This is a genomic window from Cognaticolwellia mytili, assembly GCF_002104475.1.
GTDB lineage: Bacteria > Pseudomonadota > Gammaproteobacteria > Enterobacterales > Alteromonadaceae > Cognaticolwellia > Cognaticolwellia mytili.
On the sequence record NZ_NBOF01000003.1, the window covers coordinates 113,138 to 139,144 of the forward strand.

Sequence of the window (26,007 nt, forward strand, 5' to 3'; positions counted from 1 at the left end):
TAGATGATTGCAGCAAGAAATATTATCGCGCTAAAAAGTATTCTACATAAAGAAATTCACCGTTTTATGCGTATTTGGGTGCAAACTCTTGTACCACCAGCAATTACTATTAGTTTGTATTTTGTCATTTTTGGCTCACTAATTGGTGCTCGTATTGGCGAAATGGGCGGCTTTGACTATATGTCATTTATCGTGCCTGGGTTAATCATGATGAGTGTTATTACTAACTCGTATTCCAATGTCGCTTCGTCATTTTTTAGTGCCAAGTGGCAGCGTAATGTGGAAGAAATGCTTGTAGCACCAGTACCAAATTGGGTTATCGTTGCCGGCTATGTTGGCGGCGGTATGGCGCGTGGCATGTTAGTTGGCAGTATTGTCACTTTCGTAGCAATGTTTTTTGTCGATATACAAATTCATAATATTTGGGTGATTATCGCAACGGTTGCATTGACCTCTGCCACCTTTGCTTTAGGCGGACTAATAAACGCTATTTTTGCTGGCAGCTTTGACGATATTTCGATTATCCCAACCTTTATTTTAACGCCATTAACCTATTTAGGTGGTGTGTTTTATTCGATTAGTTTATTGCCTGAATTTTGGCAAGGCGTATCGCAAATAAACCCTATCGTCTATATGGTCAATGCCTTTAGATATGGATTTTTAGGAATTACTGATGTTAGTTTAGTGCTGTCTTTCTCTGTACTAGGTGTTTTTATTGTCAGCTTGTACACAATCGCTATGGTATTGATCACTAAAGGTATTGGCTTAAGAAGCTAGCTGTTATTAAGCGCGCACTATCTAGCCAAGTAACTTGAGCATAGTGCGTGAACTTTTGAAAATTTATAGGTAAATGGTAATGAGCTCTACAGAAATCACCGGCGATTCTAAAGCCATTGTGACTAATCAACCTGGTATACATGAAAAGCTAGCAGAGATTGTTGCTAAGCATATTGAGCATCCGTCACAAAAGCCGATACAGGCACATACGCAACAAGCCTTCGATGAAATGGATGCTATTGTGCAATCATTTTCAGGGCCTGTGATTTTAGACTCTTGCTGTGGTGTTGGCCAAAGTACCCGATTGTTAGCAAAACAAAACCCTAATGCTTTAGTGATTGGTGTTGATAAGTCAGCACATCGCATTACGCGTAATGTTGATGACGTTAAACGAGATGATGGTGAAGGAATTGTTGATAATTACCACCTTGTGCGTGCCGATTTAAATGACTTTTACCGCTTGGTTGTTGCTGCTAAATGGCCTGTCGACAAGCATTATATTTTGTATCCTAATCCTTGGCCAAAAGCGAAACACGTACAAAGACGCTGGCATGGTAGTGCGGTTTTCCCGCAAATTATTGCCGTAGGTAATGAAATAATTCTCCGCAGTAATTGGCAGTTATACCTGCAAGAATTTCAGGTTGCGGCTGGTGTTATGGATTTCTTCGGTAGTATTTCAAAAGTTAATGACGAGCAGCCGTTAACACCGTTCGAAGCAAAGTATCAGGCTAGTGGTCAAGTATGTTGGCAATTAACTATTGCTAAGAACTAATTAGCAATAGTTAAAGTTCCAACTAATTGGCTAGATTTACACTTATTTAGCCAATCACCTTAATATTAAAATTTGTATTTTTTGCTTCTCTTTGTTTTTTCTTTATATTTCAATTGATTGTGTTTTTGGCCTGAAAGTTGATTATACCTCGGTATATCAATTTGTAATTTAGGATGAATAACATGACTAACAATATTAAAAAAACAGTATTGATGATGGCCTTAAGCAGCTTAGCAATTGTTGAGCTAGCGCTAGTTTACGCCGCGACATTGCTGGCTTAATTTTCACGCTTTATCTTCAATATTATGGTTATAAAGCGTAATTGAGTTGAAAAAACGAGACTTTTGCCGAAAATTTTATTACAGTGCCGCACTTATGTAAAACAACTTGCTTATGGGTGAGTAGTAAATAGTGAATAAGTATGACGGTTAGTAAACGCGCTGCAAAAGCGAGTGAAGAGTCTTTACATCGCATCTTTACCATTCCAGTTGCGCCTAATTCAACATTAGGTCGAATAGAGAATGAGATATCGCAAAATTTAGCGGGTTTTCTTGGTGAGCACATTGCGGCGACCGAACAGGCACTGTCTGAAATTGAAAAAGATTTTGCTAGTTCACAAATTCCTGAAAATCCAGCGTTTGTTTCTGATCATATGCACCACTTGCTTGATAAATTAGTGTCGCAATCGGTTCACACTTCTAGTCCAAACTTTATTGGACATATGACTTCTGCATTACCTTACTTTATTTTACCGCTGTCAAAGTTGATGATCGGTTTAAATCAAAATCTAGTTAAAATTGAAACTTCTAAGGCGTTTACGCCAATGGAACGTCAAGTACTAGGCATGATGCATCGATTAGTTTATCAAGATGACGAGCCTTTTTATCAAGAATGGATGCACAGTGCTAATCATTCCTTAGGTGCATTTTGCTCTGGCGGTACTGTCGCGAACTTAACCGCACTCTGGGTTGCACGAAATAATTTATTAAGACCTGATGGTGAATTTCGCGGTGTCGCTCGTGAAGGTTTATACAGTGCGCTTAAACACTATCAATATGATGGTTTAGCGATTTTAGTGTCTGATCGTGGTCATTACTCACTGAAAAAGTCTGCTGATGTACTTGGTATTGGTCAAGATAGCGTTATTGCTATTCCTACAGATGAAAATAATAAAATTGATTGTCAGTTACTTAAAGCTAAGTGCGAACAGTTAGCACAAGATAATATTCGCATACTGAGCATAGTAGGCGTTGCTGGCACGACGGAAACTGGCAATATTGACCCGCTTGATAAAATGGCTGAAATAGCGCAGCAATACGGTGCACATTTTCATGTTGATGCTGCATGGGGCGGAGCAACGCTATTATCAAATAAATATCGACCGCTTTTAAAAGGCATTGAGTTAGCTGATTCGGTAACTATTGATGCGCATAAGCAGATGTATGTACCTATGGGCGCAGGTTTGGTGGTTTTCAAAAATCCAGCTTCAGTTGCTGCTATTGAACATCATGCTGAATATATTCTACGTAAAGGCTCGAAAGATTTAGGTAGTCATACCTTAGAAGGTTCTCGCCCAGGTATGGCAATGTTGGTTTATGCCGCGTTGCACGTTATTAGCCGCCCTGGCTATGAAATGTTAATTAATACCAGTATTGAAAAAGCACATTACTTTGCCCAGTTAATTGAACAACAAGCAGATTTTGAGTTGGTCACACAACCTGAATTGTGCTTATTAACTTATCGTTATAATCCATCTAGCGTGCAATCATTATTGGCTGTAGCGGCCGAAGATGAGCAAGAAAGTATTAATCGTTTATTAGATAAGCTAACTAAGTTTGTGCAAAAACGTCAGCGTGAAAATGGTAAGTCGTTTGTTTCACGTACTCGTATAGAGGTGCAAAAATATAACGGTCGTAAAACCTTGGTTTTTCGTGTGGTATTGGCAAACCCGTTAACGACAAAAACAATCCTGCAGGATGTGTTAGCAGAACAAACGCTATTAGCACAAGAAAGTGAAACCTTTTTACCGACCTTATTATCTATGGCCCAAGCTAAAACCGTATAGTCTAAAGCGACTTAGCGCTGATGCTAGCAAAATTTAATGGTAATAAAAAAAGCTAATAACAATGTTGTTAGCTTTTATGTTCAGGATGAAAGGTCTGTCATCTTCACTGTTTAATTATTTTTCTAGCTACAGAAATACCTGCAAATTATCTATCAATCGTGCTTTACCGCAATGTGCGGCAGCAAGAATGACCAACTCTTTATCGTCTTCACTTGCTGGCTGTAGAGTACGAGCATGGCAAATATGAATATAGTCAGTTTTCAACCCTGCGTTGTCTATGTAGTCCGCGGCTTGTTTCGCTAAGCCAATAAAGTCATTATTATTTACTATTTCTTTTGCTAACCATTGGATATTTTGAGCTAAGGCAGGGGCAATTTTCTTTTCTTCGTCGGTTAAGTAGTTATTACGTGAACTTAGCGCTAAGCCACTGTCTTCTCGCACCGTTGCCACTGGAATAATTTCAATCGGCATCGACAAGTCTTCAACCATAGTCTGAATTACTTGCACTTGTTGGTAATCTTTTAAACCAAAGCAGGCGATATCAGGTTGTACTAAATTGAAAAGCTTACAAACAACGGTTGATACGCCGCGAAAATGTCCTGGACGACTTTCACCACAATAGCCATCGGATACATTAGGCACTTCAACATAACTTTGCTTATCTAAACCTTTAGGATAAATAATGCTTGGTGTTGGGGTGAACAATAATTCACAACCGGCAGCTAATAGTTTTTCTTGGTCGGCTGCCATGGTTCTAGGGTAGTTGTCGATATCTTCATTGGCGCCAAATTGCATTGGGTTAACAAAAATACTCGCGACCACCTTGTCAGCGACAGACTTAGCTTTTTCCACTAAAGTTATGTGGCCTTGGTGCAAGTTACCCATGGTCGGCACAAAAGCAATTTTAAGGCCTTGCTGACGCCATGCACTAATCGTAGCGCGTAAAGTATCGATATCTTGTGTTGTTTGCATTGTCATACTGTTTTTCTACTCAGCTTGGGTATAACTATTTAAAAATATGTTCAGGGCCTGGGAAATTGCCATTACTGACTTCCGTAATATAAAGCTCAATGGCCTTTTGAATATCACCTGTATCAATTAAAAAGTTACGTGAAAATTTTGGCATGTAACTGCATGAAATACCTAAGGCATCATGCATCACTAATATTTGTCCGTCAGTGTCTTTACCTGCACCAATACCAATTGTTGGAATTGAAACCGCTTCAGTAATTGCTTTGCCTAAACCACTTGGAATACATTCAAGTACCAAGAGTTGTGCGCCTGCCGCTTCTAGTGCTTTTGCATTTTCAATCATTTCTTGTGCTTTATCACTTTCACGTCCTTGTACTTTAAAGCCACCAAATACATTGACAGATTGTGGTGTTAAGCCCAAGTGTGCGCAAACAGGGATACCGCGTTCAACTAGGCCTTTAATGGTACTTTCTAACCATTGTCCGCCTTCTAGTTTGACGATACTTGCCCCTGCTTGCATAAGCTTGGCAGCGTTCGTGTAGGCTTGTTCAATGGTTGCGTAGCTCATAAATGGCATGTCGGCAATAATCAGTGTATTTTCAACACCGCGCTTTACGCTTTGCGTATGGTAAGCCATATGTTCAATATCAACAGGTAATGTATCATCATGGCCTTGTAGCACCATGCCTAATGAGTCACCGATTAATATGGCGTGAATACCTGCTTGATCGAAAATTTTCGCAAAACTGGCGTCATAAGCCGTGATTGTGGTAATTTTTTCACCTTGTTGTTTCATTTTCTTCAAGGTGGCAGTTGTGATTTTAGCCATAGTATTGTCCATAGTTTATGATGCTAAGCAGGGCATCAGTAATTTTAGAGTTGTTATACTAACGCAATTTACTATGAATTTTTAGTCCATTTTTTTCAATCTGGTTAGCCAGTTGCAATACACTTGTACCATCAGGTAAAAGTAAACTTGGTGCAATTTCCGCTAAAGGCAGTAAAACAAACTCACGTAGCTTTAAGCCATAATGTGGCACAACTAAGCGTTCACTGTTGATGACCATTTCATTGAACAATAAAATGTCTAAATCTAATATTCTTGCACCCCAGCGATTGTCTTTACGGACTCGACCGGCGTCATTTTCAATGCTTTGTAATTGATCAAGTAACTCAATAGGGCTTAAGATAGTTTCGAGCGCAACCACAGCGTTCATGTAATCTGGTTGGTTTTGCGGGCCCATTGGGCGGCTGAAGTATAATGATGAGACTTGAGTAACTGAGCAGTTTGTTAACTGCTCTAGTTGGGTTAGTGCTGAAATTATTTGTGCATGTGGATCAGATAAGTTACTACCTAACCCGATATAGGCCAATGACATTACGCTTCATTACCCGCCGCTGCACGTGGCTTTCTGCGTTTACGAGTTGTTCTTCTTGAACCGCTTCTGCTTTGACCAACACTCTTAATCATCACTTGTTGAGTTTCGGCGTTGCTGTGTTGGAAGTCTCCCCACCACTTAGCTAACTCTTGTAATGATGAAGTTTTTTCAGCATCTTGATTGCCTGCGCTTTCGATTTCTGCTCGCAAAAGTAAAAAGTCATAACCGGCTCGAAATTTAGGATGCTCAAGGGTTTTAAATGCTCTTTTTCCTTCACGTCGAGATAGTTTGTCCTGTAATATCCAAATATCTTTCATTACCGCTTGAAAGCGTTTTGGAATGGCAATACTACGCTGTTGCTCTGACATAATTTCACTTAACGCAGCAAAGAAAGCGTCTTGTGGGGTAAGTTGCGTGTCACTGTTTAAGCGCTGTATCTGCTCTTGCATTGGGTACCAAAGCATAGCGGCAAACAAAAATGCTGGCGTAACACGTTGATCAGTATTTACTCTGTGGTCAGTATTTTTCATCGCTAAACAAATAAAGTCAGCAAGGTATACTTGAGACTGTTGGTTTAGTTGTTGGTCAACCGCAGGGAAAAAATATTGGAAAAGGTTGTAATCACGCAATTGGTGGAAATTATCTAATGCTTTACCCGACATGAATAATTTTAGGAATTCTTCAAATAAACGCGCAGGCGGAATATTTGCCATTAGAGGCGCCAATTCTTTTATTGGCGCCTTCGTGTCGGCTTGAATATTCATATCCAATTTAGTAGCAAAACGAATCGCACGTAACATCCGCACAGGGTCTTCACGGTAGCGAGTTTCTGGATCACCAATTAATCGAATTTGTTTAGCGTATACGTCAGCTACGCCATTGGCAAAGTCGTAGACTTTAAAGTCTTTTGCTGAGTAATAAAGCGCATTTATGGTGAAGTCGCGACGTTCAGCATCTTCTTCAATGTTGCCGTAAATATTGTCGCGAAGTAACATGCCATCTTCACTTTGTTTTGACGTTTTCTGACAATTTTTTTCTTCGCTATTTTCATGATGGCCACGAAAAGTAGCCACTTCGATAATTTCTCGACCAAAAACGATATGGGCCAAGCGAAAACGACGACCAATTAAACGGCAGTTACGAAATAACGATTTAATTTGTTCTGGTGTTGCGTTAGTTGCAATATCAAAATCTTTTGGTTCTAAACCTAGTAAAATATCACGGACACCACCGCCAACTAAATAAGCGTCGTAGCCGCCAGAGTTCAAGCGATATAAAACTTTTAGGGCATTGTGACTTATGCTTTTTCTAGATACAGGGTGTTGATCGCGAGAAAGTATCTTTGGCTCGTCAAATGATGGCTGTTTCGATTGGCTCTTTCGTGTTTTTCCAAGTACTTTTTTACACAAGTTGATCACGCTTTTGATAATGGTTGACCCCAGTTTTATCATAAAATTTCTCGCGCAATGATATAACAGCGCAGGCTAAAAGAGAATGAAAACAGTGTGAATAATCGACGTTTGTTAATAAAGAAGAGTTTAAAGAACGATTTCTTGTGATTTAGGCACGTTATTGATTGACCAGTGGCTTATTGCCCACGTTAAAAGCTCATCAACACTTGCATAATTCAACTCGGTAGGAGGCTGCTGACCAAGAAAGCTTAATGCAGCGATTAATGATGGTATAGGATTCTTTGCATCAATGGCGGGGGCATTATTTTGTTTACTTAACTTATAACCTTCATCCGTTATTGCCAAAGGAAAATGGCCAAATGTTGGTGCTGGGTGATTAAGTATTTGATAAAAACTTAATTGCCTAGCTGTTGGCTCTAATAAGTCGCAACCCCGTATAATGTGGCTAATACCTTGATAAATATCGTCAACAACAACGGCTAACTGGTAGGCAAATAAGTTATCTTTTCTGCGGACAATAAAATCTTCACCGGCAAGTTTTTTATCACAGCTTACTTCACCTTGAATTAAGTCGTGATATTGAGAAGTCGCTACCGCATTAATGACCCTAGTGGCATTATTGTTTGCTGCCAAGTCTAGCTTACGACAATGGCCTTGATATACGCCGCCGTCGGCTTTAATTTTCGCTCGGCTACAAGCACAGTGATAGCTTAATTTTTGCTGTTTTAGGCTAGCTAGAACTTCCAGATAAAGGCTGCTTTGCTGGCTTTGATAAAGAACGTCTTCGTCCCAATTCAAGCCATAGCTTTCTAAGGTATTTAGTATTTCGGCACTGGCGCCTAACTTTTCTCTAGGAGGATCAATATCTTCAATTCTAACTAACCATTGACCATGGTTATGCTTAGCATCTAAATAACTAGCGAGAGCGGCGATTAAAGAGCCAAAGTGTAATAAACCTGAAGGAGAGGGAGCAAAGCGACCACGATACTCTTGATGGTGTCGTAATCGCAAAGATTTCATATCTATCATTGTATACTCGTTACCATTCAAAGCGCTTATAAATGTTGAAATAACATTTCGACTGGTAACGAGTATAAATAGTAGCTTAACCTGCTAATTGACGTTCTTTGATTTCTTGTAGTGTTTTACATTCGATACAAAGGTCAGCCGTTGGGCGTGCCTCTAAGCGGCGAATGCCAATCTCAATACCACACGATTTGCAAAAACCGAATTCATCTTCTTCAATCAGTTGAAGGGTTTTTTCAATTTTCTTGATTAGCTTACGCTCACGATCTCGAGTACGTAATTCAAGACTAAATTCTTCTTCTTGCGCTGCGCGATCAACCGGATCTGGAAAGTTTGCCGCTTCATCCTGCATATGGGTCACTGTACGATCAACTTCTTCACGTAATTGATCACGCCAAGCTTCTAGAATTTTTTTAAAATGTTCTAGTTGCTCATCGTTCATGTATTCTTCGTTAGGCTTCTCAACGTATGGTTCAACACCCGCTAATGCTAAAATACCTAATGCTTTGTTTTTTGGCATGCTAATTCTCCTAATGCTACTAGACCTAAACTGATGAAAAATAGTTACTTCATTGTAACTTCATCGTTTGGTTGCAACTGCCAATCTAAATTGACCTAAAATATTGCACTTAATATTGTGCTGGTCAGTATGAAATTCAAGGCTAATTTTATAAAAAACGAATAAAAGTTAAAAATAATACTTTACCGATTAACTTTATCCACCATGGCAATAAAATATGAGCAAGCTTTTTTAGCAAGTTTATAGGCATGCCGTCAATCTTTATTACAGCTTATTACGTTAAATTTATAGCCATTGATTATAAAATAACCGCGACTTGGGTGTCTAAGCTGATAGAGAAGTTTTGTTTTTCATTCGAAAAACTTGCTTTATAAGCTAGAATTTCTACGCCTTGCTGTTGAGCTTTTCGTAGTAGCTGTGCATATTTAGGGTCGATATGTTCAGCAGGCTTTACGCTATTTATGCCACTATGTAACACTGCGAACAGTAAAACGGCTCTATGTCCTAAGGCTGTCATGGCAATTAATTCTCGTAAATGCTTTTGCCCACGTTCAGTAACGGCATCTGGAAAATAGCCTTGTTCGTCTTCTAGTAAAGTGACACTTTTCACTTCAATATAAGTTTCTCGCCCCGCTTTATCATAAAGTTGAAAATCTATTTTACTGTTTTCTTCACCATATTTAACCTCGCGCTTTAGTTTAGAATGCGATAAAAACTGGTTAATTAAATCATTGTTGAGCGCTTCTTCGGTTAGCTGGTTAGCTCTAATCGTATTGACACATATCCAATGCTTAGCTTGAGTATAAGTGATCTCCCAACTATTGGGATATTTACGCTTCAGATTATCTGAAGTGCTATACCAGACAATGTCGCCAGGTATAGCACATCCAGTCATTGCACCGGTATTGGCACAGTGCATCGTTACTTTTTTATCGCTACTCGACGTATCGTCTATCACGGTTACATCGGCTAAGAAACGTTTATAGCGCTTAATCAGGGTGCTAGGTTGTAAAGTTAAATTCATGATTTCAGCCAGAGATAAATTATGCGTATAGGTTAAATAGTTGCCTTCATGGTGTAAACTCTTGTTACTAACATTAATTAAGTTAAATTAAATCTAAAGGCGAGAACATGACAACAACGCATTCTGCTTCTGTATCTATAACGTTAAGCGAAAATAATCTATCGACAGGTTGGCAACAAGATAAAACCGTGCAAATAGTTGATGATAAGATCGCGGTGTATTTACCAAAAGATGCTAGTTACCCGTTAAGAAAAATTCAGGCTGCAGCACGTAAAATAGAAAAACTTGGAATTTCGCATGCCTCGCTAACAGGTGAAGGCTGGAACGAAGCAAGTCAATGGGCGTTTGCTTTGGGCTTTAGTTGTGTTGGTAAGTTAGAAAATATTAGTTTTTGTGGAGACGTAGCATTAGTTGAAAAGTTGAATAATAAGCTGTCGGTGTACGCTTGGAGTCGTGATTTAACTAACCAAACACCTGCAGAATTATATCCGTTGAAGTTGGCTGAACTTACTACTGATTACATTACAGAATTAGCCCCAGAGCATGTAAATACTCGCCTTATTCAAGGTGACGCACTAAAAGCTGAACAGTGGATGGGTATATATAATGTTGGCAAAGGTAGTGTTAATGAGCCTTGTTTACTTGAGTTAGATTTTAACCCAAGTAATGATGAAAGCACGCAAGTAGCTGCTTGTTTAGTCGGTAAAGGTATTACCTTTGACAGTGGCGGTTACAGTATTAAAACCAGTGCTGGAATGTTTGATATGAAATGCGATATGGGCGGTGCTGCGGTTGTTGCAGGAGCATTGGCGCTAGCGATTAAGCAAGGTTTAACACAACGCGTAAAATTGTATCTTTGTTGTGCTGAAAACATGATAAGTAATGATGCCTATAAATTAGGTGACATCATCACTTATAAAAATGGCGTGACTTGTGAAGTGGCTAATACTGACGCAGAGGGGCGTATTGTTCTAGCTGATGGTTTAATGGCGGCAGGTGCTACCGGTGCGCCACTAATTATTGACGCAGCGACATTAACTGGAGCGGCCGTCATGGCAACTGGTGGCGATTATTCTGCATTATTTTCACTGGATAATAATACTGTAGCTAAAGCACAAACGGCTGCACAGGTAACGGCAGAGCCTTTATGGCAATTCCCTTTAGAGCCTTGGCATCAAGATAAATGTTCATCAGTATTTGCTGATACTGCCAATAGCCGTACGCAAAAAGGTGGTGGTGCCGGTGGCGCGAGCAATGCAGCTGGATTCTTATCTCGCTTTGTCCCTAATGACGGCGCGGGTTGGTTACATTTTGATTTAGCCGCAGCTTATAATGCCAGCGAGTCAAGCCTATGGGCTGCGGGCGCAACAGGGCTTGGTATTGCCACTATTGCTGATTTAATTTCAGGTGAATAGTAACTTCATTCTAGTTAACGTAACTAGAATGAAATTTACTCGATAAAAAAGCTGAGAGTTTTTCAGTTTTTTTATATTCAGGAAGAGCGTATGCCATGATCACAGGGATGTGAATGAATGGCGATGATTTTTTAAATTTAAAGGGTGAGAGTAATTAGCCTGTGCGAGCTTGAAGTAAGTATTGTTCTAACCAAGATTTTGCACTACCAACATCGCTAAACACGTAAAAAGTAATATTACAGGCTTGGTAAATTCGGCGTAGTTGTAATTGTTGAATATCGGCGGTACTGCTATCAATAAGTACGCTAGCACTGGCAATTAAGCCATGTTCAACGCGGTATCTATTGACCTTAATTAGTGCTGCTTCAGCTTCAGGTGAAAACACGCTATTGCCGTGAAAGGAAATGAGTAAGCCCCATGGCTCACTAGAAAATTGCTCGCAAGCCTGATACATATCGTCAATGTACTGCTCTGTTACACTATTATTAAATGGGCCAAATGCATCTACCTGCAAAATGTTCGACTGCGATGCAATCGAGTATTCTCCTTTAACTGACGTATCCATTCTCCAACTCCTTTTCAAACGGGGTGACAATAAATAGCAGTATTTTAATCACTTGCCAAGTAAGCAGGTTTTTCTATTTTTTCAAGTTTAAATTAATATAAAAATCAACAGTTAATAATTTAGCTTCCAAGTGTGAATGGGGAGGTAAGTGGCACCTGAAACGCTTGAGCATGAATGATACAAACTAAAACTCTTGATGCTGAGTTGATGGCAAAAGCCATTCGGAAATTTAGTGTTTAGCAATAATGGCTCAGGCAATGCTAAGGGGGTTTTTGCTTTACGATATAAGCTTAAATGAGGTTTGTAAGCCCTGCTATCGAGTAATATCTCACTTTGCTGACATACCTCGGTGATGACTTTTTCTAGGTAAGATAACCAGTCAGGAGAAGATGCAGGCATTAAGTGTAATACTTGTGCTTTGTTAAAATGTCCCAGCTGTGGCAGTGTTAATTTTAAGGCGTCTGTATTCGTGTAGTTACCTTGTAAAAAGTTACTAAGCCGTTGCTTAATATCGACATACTTTTCACTGATAATGTTTGTTATATCATTTTGCTGCTTTTTACTAATTACGCCCAAAAAAGCTAAGGTTATATGGAAGTTTTGCTGTGGAATTATTTTAAAAGGCAGCGATAAGTGTTGTTCACGCCAAAGTGCAATTGCTGATTTGTCTGTAGTTGCTATATCCAAGGCGATAAACATTCTTTTATTCATATTTATTCGACTTCACTTTATGACTGAGGTTTCGCCCTCAAGTAGTTTGCGTATAGCTATGGTAATATTAGCGCCATTGAAACCATAAAACCTAATGTGATATCCAGTAAATTATGACGCTATCGGCTAGAAAGTTGCCAATTGATAATATCAAAGACGATGTTATTTCAACGTTAAAACAACACAATACCTTATTATTAACGGCGCCTCCAGGTGCGGGTAAGTCCACTCAGTTGCCTTTGTGGTTACTAGCATTAGATTGTTTAGCTGGAGAAAAAATATATTTGCTTCAGCCTCGACGCATTGCTGCTAAAAATATTGCCTGTTATCTTGCGTCACAGTTGGGTGAGAAGGTTGGTGAGACTGTTGGGTATCGCTTACGAAATGAAAGTAAAGTATCGAAAAGCACCCGGCTAGAAGTGATAACTGAAGGGATTTTAACGCAGATTATTCAGCATGATGCTGAGTTGTCTAATTGTGGGCTGATAGTGTTTGATGAATTTCATGAGCGCTCACTTAATGCTGATCTTGCATTTGCCTTGACCCGAGATGTGCAATTAGGTCTACGAGATGACTTGAAAATTCTGCTGATGTCGGCAACGCTAGCAACAGATACCATAAAACAAAAGTTGCCAGAAGCGGTTTGCCTTGAAAGTCAGGGGCGAAGCTTTCCTGTTGAAACTAGTTACCAGGCACCTACCAATGCCCGACTATGGCGTGAACATGCTTTATCGGCTTTAAAATCAGTGGTTAATTCCCATCAAGGCTCAATATTAGTATTTTTACCGGGCACTGGTGATATCCGTTATTTAGCTGAGCAGTTATCAACTTTTATGCCTGAGTCGATGTTGTTATGCCCTCTTTACGGTGACTTATCGCTTAGCGAGCAACAGCAAGCCATTGCCCCTGCACAAAACGGTAAGAATAAACTCGTGCTGGCAACCAATATTGCAGAAACCAGCTTAACCATAGAAGGCGTCGATTTAGTCATCGACTCTGGTTTAGAAAATGTCGCCATCTATGATAATCAAACATTGACCAATAAGCTCACGCAGCGAGCTATTGCCAAAGCATCAGCCATTCAACGTACTGGCCGAGCAGGGCGATTACAAGCCGGTCATTGTATCCGTTTATTTAGCAAAGATGACTTTCAGCGCAGAAATGAACAAAGCGTTAGTGAAATTCAACAGGCTGATTTGTTACCTATGTTGATGGAGTTGGCAAGATGGGGAGCAAGTGATTGCTCACAACTACCGATGATAGAAATGCCTGATGGTAAGCATGAACAGCTTGCTTGGCAGGAGTTGATTGATTTAGGTTTGCTTTCAGAAAACAAAAATTTAACGCATGACGGCAAACAAGTAAGCGTTTTTCCTTGTCACCCAAGATTTGCAAAAATGTTGCTAAGTGCGCAACAGCTAGAGCGGCAACAAGATATTAGCCACTTATTGTCATTAGCTTGCTTACTTGCTGCGTTATTAGAAGAACGCGATATTTTTAATGCGCAGCAGCGCAGCGATGATTGTGATATTGCGCATCGCGTTATACAACTTTGTCAGCAGCCCAAAAGAGGCAATCATCAACGTATTATTCAACAAGCTCAGCGCTTTTTTCGTTTAGCACGTCAGCAAGGCACTCAAAATATTCGGCAAACTCATTCGGCAGACAAGCTGTGTACTCTTGGGGGAGATTTGCCTATTCAATATTGTGGTTTAATACTAGTGCACGCCTATCCAGAACGAATAGCAAAACAGAGAAATAACCAAGGGCACTACTTAACTGCCTACGGTAAAGGCGTAGTGATGAATGAAGCCGATGCCTTGGCGGGAGAAAACTATATTATTGCTGCGCAATTATTTCAACGGCAACATACGCTCAGTATCGCATTAGCAGCAGAGTTTGATTTACTACAAGCAATCGCTTGGGGAGTGGTTAATACGACCAGTAGAACGCACTTAAAGTTTGATAATCAGCTCAACCGTATTATTTCGGGTCAGCAGTCGGTGATTGGTGCATTGGTGATTAAAGACGAAAATAGTTCACAAAAAATATCGCCAGAGTTACTTGTTGACTGTTGGTGTCAACAAATACGTAAGAAAGGTCTTAATTGGTTGAAGTTTGATACCGACAGTCAGCAACTTTTGTTACGTTGGCGTTGGGTAAATAGCACGCAAAGTCATTTAGATTTTCCTGAGGTGGGCGAGCAGTTTTTATTAAACAATTTAGAGCAATGGTTAGGACCTTATTTAGCCGATATTACAACTAAAAATCAGCTTGATAAGCTTAATTTTTCAGAAGTGTTGCTTAACCAATTAAGCTACCAACAGCAGCAGGTGTTTAAACAAGTCGCCCCGACATTTTTTGTTGGGCCAACTAAGCGTAAGTGCGTTATTCGCTATAGTTTAGAGCAAGCACCGATTGTTTCCCTACCGATGCAAGAGCTATATGGTGTGACGGAAACACCTTCTGTAGGGGATAGGGCGAATAAAAGTCAAATTCCATTAGTTATTGAAATACTATCGCCTGCGAAGCGTCCTATTCAAGTAACACAAGATTTAGTGGCATTTTGGCAGGGGAGTTATCGTGCGGTACAAAAAGATATGAAAGCACAATATCCGCGACATTATTGGCCGGATGATCCTGCTAATGCAGAAGCAACGAGAAAAACTAAGCGACACCTTAATGTTTAAGTATTTGAATATTTATGGAATAAAGGCTTAACTACTTAAATGCCGATTCTTATAAGCACTGGGACTAAGATTAAAAAATTGTTTAAAGCAGCGGCTAAAGTGACTGGCGTTGTTATAACCCAGTTCAAAGCAAACTTGCGTTATTTGATGGCCTTTTTTGATCATGCTTGCCGCTTTTTTTAAGCGAATTTGCTGTTGATATACCGCTGGGCTACAACCCAAATGAATTCGAAATTGATGAAAAAACTTTGTCCGGCTCATACAAGCTATTTTACATAACTCTTCAATATTTAAATTCGCCGCTAGATGCTGATTAATAAAATGAATAGCGGCATTTAAGCCGTTGCTATCAGGCGTTTTTTCACTATGAGACATAATGAAATCACGGGTTTGATGACGCAATAAACGCACAGTTAATTCTGAAATGGCCAAGTCAATCATATAATTTCTGTCTTGATGATTTTCAGTGTAAATTTGTACTATTCGATTCAGTAACCCTTGAGTTTGAGCATTGTGATGTGTGTGCACTAAATGTTGATGATATTGCCATTGGCCGTAAACTTGATTCAATGGCGTTTGTTGCTCAATGCTGTTAACAATTTTGTTGATGCGCTCAAGTGATATTTCAATGGCTAAGCAGGTCGTGGGGTGTTCTATATTCGCAACTGGAAAATCAATTTCTACTTGGTGATTAGGAGCCATAACAAAAGATTCGTGCGGCAGAAACTCACTTTCGTAACGAGTGTTGTCATCATGCATAATCTTTTTCCCCGTTACCATGCCACAAAATAAAAGCTGATCGGATCTTAATTGCACTCGGTTGGCTTGCTCAAAAGTATCGTAAATACTCAACTCGGTTTCTGGTCCTGCAAAGCTAATTTTGTTTTCAACTAAAACTTGCGGGTTTTTCCGCTGCTTTGCTAACACTTCCTTAATCATCATCAAGCCCTTTTTATATGTACTGGCAGTCAACTTTTTTGAACTTATTGCATAGTTAAATTTTTTTAATCTACTAAGGTAATAGCAATTGACTAAAAATACAACTAAAGGAAAGTCTATGATATATGCAGCTCCAGGTACTGATGGTGCCTTAATTAGTTTTAAACCACGCTATCAAAATTTTATCGGTGGTCAATGGGTTGAGCCATGTGACGGCCAGTACTTCGACAATATTAGTCCTGTCAACGGGCAAGTGTTTTGCCAAATTCCACGTTCAAATGAAAAGGATATTGAGCTTGCGCTTGATGCCGCTCATAAAGTAAAAGACGCATGGGGCAGTGCTTCAGTTACTGAACGTTCAAATATTTTATTAAAAATTGCTGACCGTATAGAACAGAATCTAGAGTATTTGGCGGTAGCAGAAACTTGGGACAACGGTAAAGCTGTGCGAGAAACACTAGCTGCTGACATTCCGCTAGCAGTTGATCATTTCAGATATTTTGCCGGTTGTTTACGCTCGCAAGAAGGTTCGATAGGCGATCTTGATGAGAATACAGTTTCTTATCATTTTCACGAGCCTTTAGGTGTCGTTGGGCAAATTATTCCTTGGAACTTCCCAATACTGATGGCTGCGTGGAAATTAGCGCCGGCATTAGCGGCAGGTAATTGTGTAGTATTAAAACCTGCTGAACAAACACCGGCATCCATTTTAGTTTTGGCTGAACTTATTGGCGACATACTACCCGCTGGCGCGTTAAACATTGTCAATGGTTTTGGTAAAGAAGCTGGGCAGGCACTAGCTAGCAGCACTCGCATTGCCAAAATAGCCTTTACTGGCTCAACACCTGTTGGCTCTCACATTTTAAAATGTGCTGCTGAAAACATTATTCCTTCTACCGTTGAACTTGGTGGTAAGTCACCGAACATATTTTTTAAAGATGTGATGGACCAAGAAGACGAATACTTGAGTAAATGTATTGAAGGCATGGTTTTAGCTTATTTTAACCAAGGTGAAGTCTGTACGTGTCCATCGCGAGTCTTTGTACACGAAGATATATACCCACAGTTTATTGAAAAAGTCATTGAACGCTCTAAATCCATTGTTCGTGGTAATCCATTAGATACGGAAACTATGGTGGGTGCGCAAGCATCTAAAGAGCAATTTGATAAAATCATGCGCTATATTGCTATTGGCCGTGATGAAGGTGCGGAAGTGTTGCTAGGTGGAGAAGTTGAAGCGTTAGACGGCGATCATGAAAATGGTTTTTATATTCAGCCGACTTTGTTGAAGGGCACTAATGATATGCGAGTCTTCCAAGAGGAGATTTTTGGTCCTGTTATCTCATTGTCGACTTTTAAAGATGAAGCCGAAGTACTTGAGCTCGCCAATAGCTCTGAGTTTGGTTTAGGTGCTGGCGTATGGACTAGAGATATGAATTTAGCCTATCGTATGGGGCGTAAAATACAAGCAGGTCGAGTTTGGACTAACTGTTATCACATGTATCCTGCACATGCTGCCTTTGGTGGTTACAAAAAATCAGGTGTTGGCCGTGAAACCCATAAAATGGCGTTAGAGCATTACCAGCAAACGAAAAACTTATTAGTGAGTTATGACGTTAATCCATTAGGTTTTTTCTAACTTAGTTTTTAAATTTAGATTACAGTAATAAGAACGATCGCTAATGGTCGTTCTTATTTTTTATGATCTAGTTGAATGGTGACACTTTAGAAAGTCACTTTACATCGTGATTTTGGATAGCTAATTTAAAGCTATTTGCCTACTTGTGCGATTACCGCCATCGCTTGTGACAATATATTTTTTTCGCCATCAAGCCAATGAACTTTGCTGCCGTTTCGCTCTAGTCGACGTAGCCACGTATCCTGTTTTTTAGAAAACTGATGAATTGCAGAGTTGAGTTTTTGAAAACAATCATTTTTAGTTAACTGCCCTTGTAAATGTTGGGCAATAAATCGATATTCTAGACCATAAAAATATAAAGTTTCCCAACTTACTCCTTGGCTATGTAAATGGGCTACTTCTTCTATCAGGCCTTGCTCCATCCTCACTTTCAAACGCTCAGTGATCCGCTGACGAATGACTTCTCTTGGCCATTTAATAGCAAAAATAAGCGGTTTAAGTGCTGGAAAATCATTAATTTCATCTTTTGCGTCCAACTCACCTTGAGCAATTTCAATTGCTCGCACCAATCTGTCACGTTCAATAACATCAGTAGTGTTATGTAAGTTAGGCTTAAGTGTTAACAACTTACTGACTAAGGTCTCATGAGAAAGTGTTGATAGCGAAGCTCTCAATGCTACATTTTCAGGTACTTCAACTAAACGATAGCCTTTTAAAATGGAGTCAACATAAAGTGCTGAGCCGCCAGCCATAATAGCGAGTTTTTTTTTGTTGGTGATTTTTTGGTAAGCGCCAATAACATCTTTTTGGAAGTCGAAAATACTATACTCATAACCAGGGTCGACAATATCGATAAGATGATGTTCGATTTCTTGGTACTCATCGAGATCTTTACCACTACCAATATCTAAACCGCGATATACCTGCCTTGAATCAGCAGAGATAATTTCACCGTTGAGCATTTTGGCTAATTCTACCGCAAGTTTTGTTTTTCCAGATGCCGTTGAACCAAGTACAACTAACATATTATATGCGGACATAATTAACCTAAATATTTACTTAAAAAAGAAGCTAATATTATATCGCTAAATAATTGTTGATGCTTGTTTGTTGTGAATAATTTAATAAATACATAGCCAAGCCACTTGAAAAACTCTTAAACTGCATTCTCACGTAGTTTGGGTATATTTCAATAAAATAATCATTAGGGATATGCGGTTTGCTAGATTAGTATAAGCATATATTTACATAAAACAGGCCTGGCTAAATAGCGTATGTCGGCAAGAAAACCACCTCAAACTAAAACTACTCCTACTAAAAAAAATAGCTCCAAAAAGCCGGAAGTTAAAGCGCGCAGTCGTATGCGTCGAGCATTACGTTGGTCATTGTTTTTTACGCTGAAAATGACCTTGTTAACGGTTTTTGTTATCGCTTTATATAGCATTTACCTTGATAGCAAAGTTCGGAATAAGTTTGAAGGCCAACGTTGGCAAGTGCCAGTGCAAGTTTACGGCAAGCTAGAAAGCTATGAGGTCGGTGGTAAGTTGAATCTTACCGAGCTTAAACAGGCATTGTTGGCGAATCGCTATAAAAAAGTACAGCGAGTTCAAAGACCGGGTGAATTTGCTTTATCTAAAAGTCGCGCGATTATTTTTCGTAGAGCTTTTGACTTTGGCGCCGGTATTGAAGCCAGTAAAAAAATCACCTTAGATGTTAGTAATAATGTGATTAAGGCGTTATATCTTGATGATATAGCCGTGAATCAAATCGTATTAGAGCCGCTACTACTGGATAGGATTTTACCTGAAAGTAAAGAAGACAGGGTATTGGTTTCCTTACAAGCGGTACCCGAAGAATTATTAGATACGCTTTTATTGGTAGAAGACAGAGATTTTTATTTCCATTATGGAGTGTCCCCGTTAGGTATTTTAAGAGCTTTATATCAAAACCTTAAAGCAGGAAGAACAGTGCAGGGCGGTAGTACGTTAACCCAGCAATTGGTTAAAAATATGTTTTTAACTCGCGATAAAACCATATGGCGAAAAGTTAACGAAGCGCTGATGGCGTTAATTTTGGAGTACCGTTATAGCAAAGACCAACTGCTCGAAGCCTACATCAATGAAGTATATTTAGGTCAGCATTATGCCAATGGTATTTATGGCTTTGGTTTAGCGGCAGAATTTTATTTTGGTAAATCCATCCAATCACTGAATGTTGAGCAAATGGCGATGCTAATCGCACAAGTAAAAGGGCCTAGTTATTATGATCCGTGGCGCTTTCCTGCTCGTACATTGAAACGCCGTGATTTAGTTTTGCGATTAATGTACCAACAAGAAATTATTACGCGATATGAGTTTGAAAGTGCGCTTGAATCGCCGTTATCAATTAGAAAAACTCGTCGTATTGCTCAACAGAAATTTCCTGCCTATTTACAGTTGGTAAAAGCTGAACTTTCAAGGCACTTATCTGAATATGAGCAGCAATCGGGTGTACGAGTTTTTACCGGTTTTTCAATAACGCAACAAAGTGCGTTACAAGCGAGTATTAATCAGCAGTTACCCGCTTTGGAGAAAAAAACAGGCTCAGCGCTGCAAGTAGCTATGGTGGTATCTGATTTTCAAAGTGGTGCTATTCGTGCGTTAGTTGGCGGTAAAAAAGCTGGCTATGCTGGTTTTAATCGGGCTTTACATGCCAAACGCCCAATAGGGTCGTTAATCAAACCAGCAGTATATCTTGCGGCGCTAGAACGTTATCAGCGTTTTAACTTAGCGAGTTTAATCGAAGATAAGGCCATTACACTTTCGAGTGAAGACGGCCAAGCATGGAAACCGAAAAATTATAATGGCAAATATCAAGGCCAAGTACATTTAGTTGATGCCTTAGCCTCTAGCCTTAACATTCCAACGGTTAATTTAGGTATGGAATTAGGGTTAGACAATATAGCACAAGCCATTCATTTATTAGGTTACGCTGGCGATATTGTTACACGACCTTCGATGTTACTTGGTTCCTTAAATATGTCACCGATAGAAGTAAATCAACTGTATCTACCGCTAGCTAATCGTGGTTCTGCAGAGCAGTCACATGCCATTGAAAGAGTAGTCAACGCCGACGGTGAAACCTTATGGCAGTTTGAAGCGCAACAGCAGCAAGTAATATCAGCGCAGGCGGCATACTTACTTGACTTCGCGTTAACTAAAGTGGCTAAGTCAGGTACTGCTCGCTCATTAACTTGGCGTCTTAAGGATAAAAATTTAGCAGGAAAAACGGGTACAACCAATGATCAACGTGATAGTTGGTTTGTTGGCTATGACAACGAACTATTAGTAACAACTTGGCTTGGACGTGATGATAATAAGCCAACCAAGCTAACTGGGAGTAGCGGCGCTTTGGTGCTATTTGCAGAATTTATGAAAAAAAATGGTGTGCAAAGTCGGCTAAAAAAAATTCCCACTAATGTTGAGCTAGTCCGATTTGATAACAAAAGTGGTCGTGCAGTAAGTGAAGCATGTGATAACTCTCAATTACTGCCAGCGGTGACCAGCGGTTTAGTTTACGAAAGTGAATGTGAGTATGATGCTAAGCATGTGAAGAAGAAAAAGTCATGGTTTGATAAAATATTTGGTGAATAGATCTGCTGAAAATTCAATCGTTAAGCTTTCTAGCGTTTGTATTTATAGTTTTTGCGTTTGAATAACGCTCATTAGAAACTATGGTTAATAGGTAGCTTGTTTACAGGGCTGTAATTTAAAATAGTAAAGGAAACGCCACTACAGTAATAAAGGTATCCACTCTTTTCTCTAGTCAAGGGAGCAAAATGAAATATAGACTAAGTTTTGGTTACTTTACCTTACTTGCTGATAACATTGTTGAGGTGATAATTGATGATGACGTAATAATGTCATTAGAAATGGTTGAAGAATGTGATCTATTTTTTAAAACACATATCTTGGGCGAGTTTGGTATGCTAATAAATCGTATTAATAAATACACTTATAGCTATGAAGCTCAATTGACAATCGGTTCGTATCAAGGCCTGAAAGCGATAGCATTTGTTTATTACAGTGATAAATGTAAAAACCTTTTTGAAGAGCTTAATGTAGCGCGTGCATATGATCATTGGAACAGCCAATTATTTTCTGGTTTGGATTTAGGTTGGCAACAAGCATTAAATTGGTTAGAACAAGAGCTTTTACCTGATAAAAAGCAAGTTGAAAGTAACTTTATTAAGGAATGCCTAAAAGGTAGGTAACCATAATTAACGTTAATAAAATGAAAAAAGCAAACCTTAGGGTTTGCTTTTTTATGTTCAGGAGGAACGGTATGCTCTGATCACAGGGGTGTGAATGAATGGCGATGTTCAAGCCTCTCCCGTACATCCTGTCCTACGAGGCATTAGTGCGTCTCGGTAATTGCTCCTGCATTACTCTAATGACCAACATCTCTGTTGGAACATGCACGTCGATGAACAGTATGCCATGATCACTTGGCGATCTTAGCCCTACGTTAATGCTTCCTCTGACATTCTGCCTTACAAGGTATTAGTGTGCCTTGATAGTTGCTCTTACATTAATTTAATGAGCAACATACATATCGATAAACCGTCAGCTATAGCTATTTGTTCCAGAAAACTAAGTATTTTGCGTATCCGAGTTTAGGCGATTTACATCCATGTAGGCATGGTGATGCTTCATTATTGATTAATATACTCAAATATTTTAAGTACCCGATTAACGCCACCAACATTACGAGCAATGTCAACGGCGATATCAGCTTGCGCTTTTGTCACTAAGCCCATTAAAAATACTTCACCATTTTCGGTAACCACTTTAATATTGTTGGCATTCAACTTTTTATCACTAAATAATGCCGTTTTCACTTTTGAAGTTAACCATATATCGTTAGTTTTTGTGGTAAACGCCGTGGTGTTACCAATGCGAATTTGATTATGCAGCTGATTCACACCATTAATTTCACTAAATAGCTTAATGGCTTGATCACGTAAGTAGCTATTAGGTGCTTGCCCAACGACTAAGACACTGCCATTAACACTAATAACTTGCAAATTAGTATTTGCGCTTAAAGCATCATTTTCGGCTAGTCTTTTATGAGCATCAAGTTCAATTTTTTGATCATCAATTTGATTGCCTAATGAACGGTTATCGGTAGCAACACTGGCGCCACCAACCACACCAACAACGGCTGCAGCAATACAACCTTGTAAAAGCGCCGCGCTAATAATAATTGCAACAATAGATTTTATTGACATATTAATCATCAGCTTGTGGAAATAATGTGGTATCAATAATGTCACATAAACAATGGATAACCACTAAATGAACTTCTTGAATACGAGCAGTACGACCAGATGGAACACGAATTTCTACATCATTTTCACCAAGTAGCCCTGCAATATCACCGCCGTCACCACCAGTTAAAGCAATAATTGGCATATCACGTGAAACGGCTGTCTCAATCGCTTTAATGACATTACGTGAATTACCACTAGTTGATATAGCGAGCAATACGTCGCCATTATTACCTAAAGCACGTACTTGTTTTGAAAATATCTCATCAAAATGATAGTCATTGCCAATAGAGGTAATTGTTGAGCTGTCGGTTGTTAGGGCAATAGCTGGTAATGGTGGACGTTCTGTTTCATAACGATTAAGCAACTCTGCTGAAAAATGCTGAGCGTCACCGGCAGAACCGCCATTACCACAGGCTAAAATTTTATTACCTGCGAGTAAGCTCTGTACCATAATCATACCAGCCTGTTCAATTGGCCCAGCCAAAAGCTCGCTTGCTGCGATTTTAGTTTGAATGCTTTCGGTAAAATTGCTTTTTATCCGTTCTAACATGTTGGATGTAGCTCCGTTGTTTTATTCATCAAAAGGCATTTTTCAGCCAAGTAATTTCTGGGTTGGTGATGTCACCTTGCAAGGCGATAACATCGAATCGGCAGGAAGTATTATATTCATTTAATCCTGCTTGTTGCAGATAATATGCTGCACATTGTTTAATTTTTTGCTGTTTTTGAGCTGAAATGGCTGAAATTGCACCGCCAAAACTATTACTTCGACGAAATTTTACTTCAACAAACACCCAAGTGTCAGCTTCAGTCATCACTAAATCAACTTCGCCACCGCGATTATGAAAATTGGCAGCTTGTAGTGATAACCCTTGTTTAGCCAGATAGCCTGCCGCTAATTGTTCAGTAACTTTACCTATTGATACCGAGTTATTAGTTAACGGCAATTTCTTGTACCTTATTGCGACTATATTTACCCCAAATTAAGCTGCGCCTTAAAATATTGTCACGGCCCAATTGCAGTATGCCGGTTTGACCATAATGTCTGACATAAGTTTTATTTTTCATTGCCGAAATTTTATCAACTAAAGCTAAGCTATCAAAGCCCATAGCAAAAATAGTTTGTAAGCTATCGCTGCGATTTGGCCAAAGTATTTTAGCCTTAGCTGCTAAAGCTTTATTTTGTTGCTTACTTGATAGCTGCCAAGGCATTTCGGTAAAGGTTAGTCCAGATAAGTCGCGATTATCGCTTTTATCGCTTTTAGTGCTGTGACTGCGAGAGCTAGCGTAGACCGGAATAATGTCAGCAAATGGGCTGATGTTAACATCAATATAAGGCTTTAATAGTTTAGTTTCCAATGGCAAACCAACAATATAAATCATGTCGATATCTCGACGATTACGAAGTTCACTTTTAATAGAGTACTTAATTCTACTATTTAAGTCCTTAGTACGTTGCTGGCTTAAATCAACACCTAGGCTAGCTTTTAGCTGGTTTTGCATTTTTGCGTCACTATTGAAAAATACAATCTCAGGTTGCTGGTCTGTAATGTGCTGCCATTGTTGGCTAAAGGTTTTTGCAATACGGCGACTGGCTTTATCTTGATGACTTAAAATAATTGGCCGCTTATAATGCTGGCGGCTTAATGTGGTTGCTGCTTGTATGGCTTCATCTTCAGGTCGCATCGATAAGGCAACTTGATGCGGTTTTAATACTGTCGCTGTAGGAAGGTTAAGTAATAATGTTGGTAGTGTTAGTGCTTCTTGTGCCAAATATTTTTTAACATTTTTTTTCAATAATGGGCCAATAACAGCATCAATATTCATCTCTGCTAGCTGCAAAGCTAGGGTAGACATGTCTAAGGTTGTTGAATCAATAAAATGTAATGTTGCACCACTGTTATTGTCATAAGCCGCTAATATGCCTTGCTGAGCGACTTTTCCTGCCCTTTCTTGTTTACCTGATAAAGGGATAATTATCGCGATATTTTTATTTTCGTTGGCTACTATTGGCTCAAGTTGCTGTAATTGAGTGATCACATGCTGAGCTGGGTGGGTTTTATATTCCCGTTGCCATTGACTTAAATAACGCTGAAAGCGCGTATTATCACTTCCAAACTTATTAGCAAAAGACAGTAATTTACTCCAGCCTTTTATTTTTGGTGGAGCCATTTTCACTAGCTGTTGATGTTGCCACTGTGATAATTGGCAAAGTTGTTGCCATATGGCGTCTATTTCATTAGTGCTCGCCTGAGGGTTTTTTACAAAGGCTCTTAACTTTGCGTTTAATGCCGCAATTGGTAAGTTTCGCTTTGTTTGCACCAAAGCTAAAGTTTGATAGTAGGAAAGACCGTGATTAAGGCTTGTCGTTGCTATTATTTTATTAGCATTTTCTAGTGCTTGGTAAGCTTTATTTGTTTGTTCTAACGCTAATAGACTTTTTGCGCTGATCACAGACAACTGATATTTTTTTAAGGGGAGCTGCGTTAACGGCATGGTTTGGTTAGCCAACCATAGAGCTTTGTGTGGTTTAGTTTCAAGCAAGTATAGCTCGCTAGCTTGAATGAACGAATCTACTGCTGCACTACTATCCTGAGAAAGCGCTTGTGCCATCAGTTGCTTAGCGGTCAGTGTAGTTGCTACTTTTTCAACTAACTCTACTTTTTCAGGTAACGATTTAGTTACTTTCGTTGACTTTGTTGTCGAGCAACTCACCAGTAACATCATACTAATGATCGCGAGTAGAGTACTTTTTTTAGGTGAAAACCATTTTGTCAGTGTCAAAGGTAA

General features: G+C 39.3%; 23 protein-coding genes. 8 read left to right on the top strand and 15 right to left on the bottom strand.

From position 1 onward, the window contains the following. Positions 1–3: 3 nt before the first annotated feature. From B7C41_RS10110 to panP, 3 genes are all read left to right on the top strand, one after another. Positions 4–777: an ABC transporter permease gene (locus B7C41_RS10110; protein WP_085298817.1), complete on the top strand. Its 774-nt coding sequence runs from the start codon at positions 4–6 to the stop codon at positions 775–777. Between the two features lie 79 nt (positions 778–856). After that, positions 857–1,549 (top strand): tRNA (guanine(46)-N(7))-methyltransferase TrmB, encoded by a 693-nt coding sequence (trmB, locus tag B7C41_RS10115; RefSeq protein WP_085298818.1) that lies wholly within the window; start codon positions 857–859, stop codon positions 1,547–1,549. A gap of 421 nt (positions 1,550–1,970) precedes the next feature. Further along, a complete protein-coding gene (gene panP / locus B7C41_RS10120; RefSeq protein ID WP_085298819.1) occupies positions 1,971–3,614 on the top strand; it encodes a pyridoxal-dependent aspartate 1-decarboxylase PanP in 1,644 nt (547 codons plus the stop codon). Between the two features lie 126 nt (positions 3,615–3,740). Here the strand turns inward: panP and panC are convergent, their stop codons facing one another. The 7 genes from panC to sfsA all read right to left on the bottom strand — a co-directional run bounded on the left by panC (position 3,741) and on the right by sfsA (position 9,947). Further along, on the bottom strand, positions 3,741–4,586 hold the full coding sequence (gene panC / locus B7C41_RS10125) for a pantoate--beta-alanine ligase (protein WP_085299436.1): 846 nt from the start codon (positions 4,584–4,586) through the stop codon (positions 3,741–3,743). A 34-nt stretch (positions 4,587–4,620) separates the two neighbouring features. Further along, a complete protein-coding gene (panB, locus tag B7C41_RS10130; RefSeq protein WP_085298820.1) occupies positions 4,621–5,415 on the bottom strand; it encodes a 3-methyl-2-oxobutanoate hydroxymethyltransferase in 795 nt (264 codons plus the stop codon). A gap of 58 nt (positions 5,416–5,473) precedes the next feature. Beyond that, on the bottom strand, positions 5,474–5,965 hold the full coding sequence (gene folK, locus B7C41_RS10135) for a 2-amino-4-hydroxy-6-hydroxymethyldihydropteridine diphosphokinase (protein ID WP_085298821.1): 492 nt from the start codon (positions 5,963–5,965) through the stop codon (positions 5,474–5,476). Next, positions 5,965–7,416 (bottom strand): polynucleotide adenylyltransferase PcnB, encoded by a 1,452-nt coding sequence (gene pcnB, locus B7C41_RS10140; protein ID WP_085298822.1) that lies wholly within the window; start codon positions 7,414–7,416, stop codon positions 5,965–5,967. The genes folK and pcnB overlap by 1 nt, the downstream gene beginning before the upstream one ends. Before the next feature lie 87 nt (positions 7,417–7,503). Next, positions 7,504–8,406, bottom strand: coding sequence for a tRNA glutamyl-Q(34) synthetase GluQRS (gene gluQRS / locus B7C41_RS10145; protein WP_407919559.1), 903 nt, complete (start codon positions 8,404–8,406; stop codon positions 7,504–7,506). Between the two features lie 76 nt (positions 8,407–8,482). After that, entirely contained in the window at positions 8,483–8,923 is a 441-nt protein-coding gene (gene dksA / locus B7C41_RS10150) for an RNA polymerase-binding protein DksA (protein ID WP_085298823.1), read from the bottom strand. 298 nt (positions 8,924–9,221) lie between these two features. Continuing rightward, on the bottom strand, positions 9,222–9,947 hold the full coding sequence (gene sfsA / locus B7C41_RS10155; protein ID WP_085298824.1) for a DNA/RNA nuclease SfsA: 726 nt from the start codon (positions 9,945–9,947) through the stop codon (positions 9,222–9,224). 107 nt (positions 9,948–10,054) lie between these two features. On the opposite strand from sfsA, the gene pepB reads away from it, so the two are divergent. Next, positions 10,055–11,362, top strand: coding sequence for an aminopeptidase PepB (gene pepB / locus B7C41_RS10160; protein WP_085298825.1), 1,308 nt, complete (start codon positions 10,055–10,057; stop codon positions 11,360–11,362). A 154-nt stretch (positions 11,363–11,516) separates the two neighbouring features. Here pepB and B7C41_RS10165 read toward each other — a convergent pair whose 3' ends face one another. Together B7C41_RS10165 and thpR are read right to left on the bottom strand one after the other, a co-directional pair. Beyond that, entirely contained in the window at positions 11,517–11,927 is a 411-nt protein-coding gene (locus tag B7C41_RS10165; RefSeq protein WP_085298826.1) for a hypothetical protein, read from the bottom strand. A gap of 111 nt (positions 11,928–12,038) precedes the next feature. Further along, on the bottom strand, positions 12,039–12,638 hold the full coding sequence (gene thpR / locus B7C41_RS10170; RefSeq protein ID WP_085298827.1) for an RNA 2',3'-cyclic phosphodiesterase: 600 nt from the start codon (positions 12,636–12,638) through the stop codon (positions 12,039–12,041). A gap of 113 nt (positions 12,639–12,751) precedes the next feature. Here thpR and hrpB point away from each other — a divergent pair, with 113 nt between their 5' ends. Next, positions 12,752–15,328 carry an ATP-dependent helicase HrpB gene (gene hrpB, locus B7C41_RS10175; RefSeq protein WP_085298828.1) on the top strand — a complete coding sequence of 859 codons (2,577 nt, stop codon included), beginning with the start codon at positions 12,752–12,754 and terminating at the stop codon, positions 15,326–15,328. Positions 15,329–15,355: 27 nt separating this feature from the next. Here the strand turns inward: hrpB and B7C41_RS10180 are convergent, their stop codons facing one another. Further along, on the bottom strand, positions 15,356–16,270 hold the full coding sequence (locus tag B7C41_RS10180) for an AraC family transcriptional regulator (RefSeq protein ID WP_328590785.1): 915 nt from the start codon (positions 16,268–16,270) through the stop codon (positions 15,356–15,358). Positions 16,271–16,385: 115 nt separating this feature from the next. On the opposite strand from B7C41_RS10180, the gene exaC reads away from it, so the two are divergent. Beyond that, a complete protein-coding gene (gene exaC, locus B7C41_RS10185; RefSeq protein ID WP_085298830.1) occupies positions 16,386–17,906 on the top strand; it encodes an acetaldehyde dehydrogenase ExaC in 1,521 nt (506 codons plus the stop codon). Positions 17,907–18,037: 131 nt separating this feature from the next. On the opposite strand, the gene miaA is transcribed toward exaC, so the two are convergent. Beyond that, positions 18,038–18,946 carry a tRNA (adenosine(37)-N6)-dimethylallyltransferase MiaA gene (gene miaA, locus B7C41_RS10190; protein WP_085298831.1) on the bottom strand — a complete coding sequence of 303 codons (909 nt, stop codon included), beginning with the start codon at positions 18,944–18,946 and terminating at the stop codon, positions 18,038–18,040. Positions 18,947–19,180: 234 nt separating this feature from the next. Between miaA and mrcB the strand changes: the two genes are divergently transcribed. Both mrcB and B7C41_RS10200 read left to right on the top strand, forming a co-directional pair. Continuing rightward, complete coding sequence (gene mrcB / locus B7C41_RS10195; protein ID WP_085298832.1) at positions 19,181–21,538, top strand: penicillin-binding protein 1B; 2,358 nt, start codon at positions 19,181–19,183, stop codon at positions 21,536–21,538. Between the two features lie 185 nt (positions 21,539–21,723). Beyond that, positions 21,724–22,158 carry a hypothetical protein gene (locus tag B7C41_RS10200; protein ID WP_085298833.1) on the top strand — a complete coding sequence of 145 codons (435 nt, stop codon included), beginning with the start codon at positions 21,724–21,726 and terminating at the stop codon, positions 22,156–22,158. A 441-nt stretch (positions 22,159–22,599) separates the two neighbouring features. Here B7C41_RS10200 and dolP read toward each other — a convergent pair whose 3' ends face one another. From dolP to B7C41_RS10220, 4 genes are read right to left on the bottom strand one after another with little or no spacing between them, the layout of a single operon-like run. After that, positions 22,600–23,175 (bottom strand): division/outer membrane stress-associated lipid-binding lipoprotein, encoded by a 576-nt coding sequence (dolP, locus tag B7C41_RS10205; protein WP_085298834.1) that lies wholly within the window; start codon positions 23,173–23,175, stop codon positions 22,600–22,602. A 1-nt stretch (position 23,176) separates the two neighbouring features. After that, positions 23,177–23,767 carry a phosphoheptose isomerase gene (locus B7C41_RS10210; protein WP_085298835.1) on the bottom strand — a complete coding sequence of 197 codons (591 nt, stop codon included), beginning with the start codon at positions 23,765–23,767 and terminating at the stop codon, positions 23,177–23,179. Between the two features lie 28 nt (positions 23,768–23,795). Next, on the bottom strand, positions 23,796–24,164 hold the full coding sequence (locus B7C41_RS10215; protein ID WP_211279514.1) for a YraN family protein: 369 nt from the start codon (positions 24,162–24,164) through the stop codon (positions 23,796–23,798). Continuing rightward, a complete protein-coding gene (locus tag B7C41_RS10220; RefSeq protein WP_143764372.1) occupies positions 24,151–26,001 on the bottom strand; it encodes a penicillin-binding protein activator in 1,851 nt (616 codons plus the stop codon). The genes B7C41_RS10215 and B7C41_RS10220 overlap by 14 nt, the downstream gene beginning before the upstream one ends. Positions 26,002–26,007: the final 6 nt, after the last annotated feature.